We start from the raw sequence: 4549 nt of genomic DNA on the forward strand, positions 1-4549 counted from the left end.
CCAGGGACACACACATCATCAGGCAGAACACTGGCATGTTGATGCCCGGAATCGAGGCGGCAATGGTTAGCATCGCTGGTAACAGTGCCGTGGTGTGCGCAGTGGTACTGGCGAACAGGTAGTGCAGTAAGTAGAAGGCCACCAGCAACACCACTGCTGAAACTTGTGGGTCATAACCTTGCAGCAGCTGCGCACCTTCTTTACCCAGCCAGGCGATAAAGCCCACACGCGCCAGACCATCTGCCAGGGCTACCAATGTGGCGAACCAGGCAAAGGTATTCCATGCCGCTTTGTTGCTGGTGATATCGTTCCAGTTGAGTACACCGGTCCACAGCATCAGCACGATAACCAGCAGGGCGGCCATTGCTGGCTCAATCCATGCGGCAGCGAAGATCCACATCATCAGTGCTGAGACCACAAACACCAGCAGCAGGATTTCGTTGCGTGACAGCTTGCCGAGCTTCGCCAGTTCAGCGGTCGCCCAACGTGGCACTTCGTCATTAACCTTCACTTCCGGCGGATAGAGCCAGTAAGCCAGCAGCGGCATGGTGAGAATCAACAGCACACCGAGCGGCAGGAAGGCGAGGAACCACATGCCCCAGGAGATTTCGAAGCCCACCACGCTTTTTACCAGCGCCAGCGCCAGCAGGTTCGGTGCCAGTGCAGAGAGGAACATTGAACTGGTGATACAGGCGGCGGTGATAGCCACCCACATCAGGTAAGAACCAATCTTACGTGCGCTCGGGTCATTTGGTTTTGAACCGTACAGCGGCGGCAGGTTGGCAATGATCGGGTAGATGGTACCGCCACTGCGCGCGGTGTTAGAAGGCGTAAACGGTGCCAGTAACAGGTCAGCGAAGGTGATGGCGTAACCGAGCGTCAGGCTGCGACGGCCGAGATACTTCACCAGAATCAGCGCCAGGCGGCGTCCGAACTGGGTTTTATCGTAGCCGGCGGCAAACATAAAGGCACCGAAGATCAGCCAGACGGTGGAGTTGCCGAAGCCACTCACTGCCCATTTGAACGACTGTGCGGCGGTTTTGAACTTGGGATCCGCCAGTTCGGCCGGGCTGAACAGCACCCACTGGCTGAACAGCGCTATCACCACCACGCCAGTCAGGCCGATAACGGCACCGGGCAGCGGCTCAAATATCAGCCCGACAATCACGCCAACGAAGATAGCAAAGAAGTGCCATGCGTAAGGTTCCAGCCCGGCAGGGGTCGGGACCAGCAGCAACAGCACCGCCACAATGATCGGCAGGCACAACATAATCAGGCGATTCTTTTTCCCCGGCGCCGCAGGAGGCACTACGGGGGAGGCACTCTGGGTTGTTTGTGTGTTCATAGTTTTGTCTGCAAGTTAGGAAGAATGCGATTGATTGTCACGAACACACTGTTCTTTTGGTTTCAACATGCGTGCAGCAGATGAGTCGTGACAATTTAAATTTTGTTCTTTAGTGAAACTTTGCTTTGCAAATTCGATACGCGAATTATCAATTGAATGAAGCTAGGATGCGATTAATTAAAATATCTCTTTTGATCTAGATCAATAAAAAATATTCACTGTTTTTTAATTTTTATCTTTTGCTTTTTATTCAACTTTCTGTCTGCTGTGGATTAAACGCTACAAACTATCGAAACGCGAAAAATCGAGCAAAATGAGGCGGGTTGGAGGCTTTTATCTTTATGATAGTACTACATTTGTTTTAAATGTAAGGAAAAAGTTGATTTTTGTCAAGTCTTGGTTAAAACTTAGCGGAGCGCCTATTCTGGCAATGAGCATCAAATATCATTTCCAAACGTAAAACTTATATAACTAACATTCTGGGTTATGTAACTAAATAAAATGGTATATTTACGCCATGAAATCGGACCACTTAAATAATTATAAAGCCGCGCCGAACCGCCAAAGAATTGAATACACAATTTCTTAATTCTGGAGTTGCTCATTATGAATAAGCTCACCCCAATCCTTAACCCGCTAACGCTGCCAAAAGGTGCGGTGCTGAAAAACCGTCTGGTGATGGCCCCGATGACCACCTGTACCGGCTATTTTGACGGCGGTGTCACCAGCGATTTGGTCGAGTATTACCGCGTACGTGCGGGCAGTATCGGTACGGTGATTGTCGAATGCTGCTTTATTGATAACCGTGGCCCGGCTTTCCCTGGCGCGTTGGGTATCGACAGCGACAACAAAATTGCCGGGCTGGCGAAAATCGCCCATGCGATAAAATCTGAAGGTTCAAAAGCCATTCTGCAGATCTATCACGGCGGCCGCATGGTGGAACCGGCGCTGATTGGCGGTAAAACCCCTGTTGCACCGAGCGCCATTGCCGCACCGCGTGACGGTGCCACCAAACCGCAAGCGCTGACCGCCGAAGAAGTCGATGTGATGATTACCAAGTTTGGTGATGCGGTAAACCGCGCGATCAAAGCCGGTTTTGACGGTGTTGAGATCCACGGCGCGAACACCTATTTGATCCAGCAGTTCTACTCACCTAACTCCAACCAGCGCGACGACAAATGGGGCGGCAGCCGCAATAACCGCGCACGCTTCCCAATGGAAGTGCTGGAGATCACCCATAAAATGGCCGATCGCTTTGCGGCGGCTGACTTCATCATCGGTTATCGCTTCTCACCGGAAGAGCTGGAAGTTCCCGGTATCCGTTGGGATGACACGATGTATCTGCTGGAAAAACTGGCGGCGCGCGGTCTGGACTACGTGCACTTCTCCGTCGGACAGCTGTTGCGTCCATCGATTGTCGATACCAAAGATCCCACGCCCCTGATCACCAAATATCTGGCCGAACGCTCTGCCACGCTGGCGAAAGTGCCAGTGATTGGCGTGGGTGGTGTGGTGAATAAAGAAGATGCCGAGAACGCGCTGGAGCACGGCTTTGATTTGGTGGCGGTCGGTAAAGCCTGCATTGCCTATCCGGATTGGGCCGATCGCATCATCAAAAACGAGCACATGGAACTCTACATCGACAGCACCAAGCGTGAGGCGCTGACGATTCCAGAACCGCTGTGGCGCTTCTCGCTGGTGGATGCGATGATCCGCGACGTCAGCGATGGCCATCGTAAATACAAAGCCGGGGTTTACCAGGCGAAAGTGGAAGCCGAAGCGCTGAAGCTGAAAATCAACGTCACCCTCGACACGGACCGTATCACCGATATCTCACTGGTGCCGGATCCCAGCCTGGATGTCGACTTTACCAGTACCTTCGAAAGCCTGCGTGAACGCATTCTGGTGGCAAACAGCCCGCACGTCGATGCGATCACCGGTGCGACCACGCAGAGTGAGGCGCTGAAAAAAGCGGTCTCCCGCGCACTGACCACCTCCAGTAAAGAGTATGTGATTGAAGAGGGCGGTAACCCGAACGCACCGGTCAATTATGACGTGGTGGTGGTGGGGACTGGCGGTGCCGGTCTGGCGGCGGCGATTCAGGCGCACGATGACGGCGCACGCGTGGTGATCATCGAGAAGATGCCGACCATTGGCGGTAACACCATTAAAGCCTCGGTGGGCATGAACGCCGCCGAAACCCGCTATCAGAAACTGAAAGGCATCGAAGACAGCAAAGAGCTGTTCTACGAAGAGACGCTGAAGGGCGGTAAATTCAAAAACAACCCGGTGCTGCTGCGCGAGTTTGTTGAGCAGGCGCCGGAAGCGATTGAGTGGCTGGCGGCGAAAAATATCGAGTTGTGCGACATCACCATCACTGGCGGCATGAGCATCGACCGTACGCACCGCCCGGAAGACCGTTCTGCCGTCGGTGGCTTCCTGATCAGCGGCCTGGTGAAAAACGTCAACCAGCGTGAAATCGAAGTGCTGCTGGAGACTTCAGTTTCAGAGATCCTGGTGGAAAACGGTGCCGTTACCGGCGTCAAAGTGGTGGATGAGTACAATGACAGCCGCATTCTTAATGCGAAAAGCGTGATTGTCGCCACCGGCGGTTTCAGTGCTAACCGCGAGATGGTGGTGAAATACCGTCCGGAGTTGGATGGCTTCGTTACTACCAACCACAAAGGTGCCACCGGTAGCGGTATCGCCATGCTGCAAAAAATCGGTGCGGATACCGTGGATATGGGTGAGATCCAGATTCACCCAACGGTTGAACAGACTACGTCTTATCTGATCTCCGAAGCGATGCGTGGCGGCGGGGCGATTCTGGTCAGCCAGGCGGGTCATCGTTTCTACAATGAGATGGAAACCCGTGACAAAGTCTCTGCTGAGATCATCGCACTGCCAGAGAAAAGCGCATGGATCGTGTTTGATGAGCAGGTGCGTGCCAACAACAAAGCGGCCGACGAATATATCGCCAAAGGCTTTGTGATTAGCGCACCAACCCCGCACGAGCTGGCGGTGAAACTCAACATGGATCAGGAAGCGCTGCAAACCACACTCGGTCGTTACAACGAGTTTGTGGCGAAGCAGGATGATGAAGACTTCGGTCGTAAGACGGCGCTGCGTCACCCGCTGAATAAAGGTCCGTACTTCGCCATCCGTATCGCCCCTGGGGTGCACCACACCATGGGCGGCGTCACC

The 4549-nt window shown here is 53.6% G+C and carries 2 protein-coding genes; one reads left to right on the plus strand and one right to left on the minus strand.

What is annotated here, in order from left to right:
* On the minus strand, positions 1-1345 hold a 1345-nt coding region (locus H7A81_RS25945), incomplete at its 3' end, for a DASS family sodium-coupled anion symporter (protein WP_182059187.1).
* Positions 1346-1951: 606 nt separating this feature from the next.
* On the opposite strand from H7A81_RS25945, the gene H7A81_RS25950 reads away from it, so the two are divergent.
* On the plus strand, positions 1952-4549 hold a 2598-nt coding region (locus H7A81_RS25950), incomplete at its 3' end, for an NADH-dependent flavin oxidoreductase (RefSeq protein WP_182059188.1).

The sequence above is a fragment of the Pantoea sp. ME81 genome (genome assembly GCF_903970985.1).
Lineage (GTDB): Bacteria > Pseudomonadota > Gammaproteobacteria > Enterobacterales > Enterobacteriaceae > Pantoea > Pantoea communis.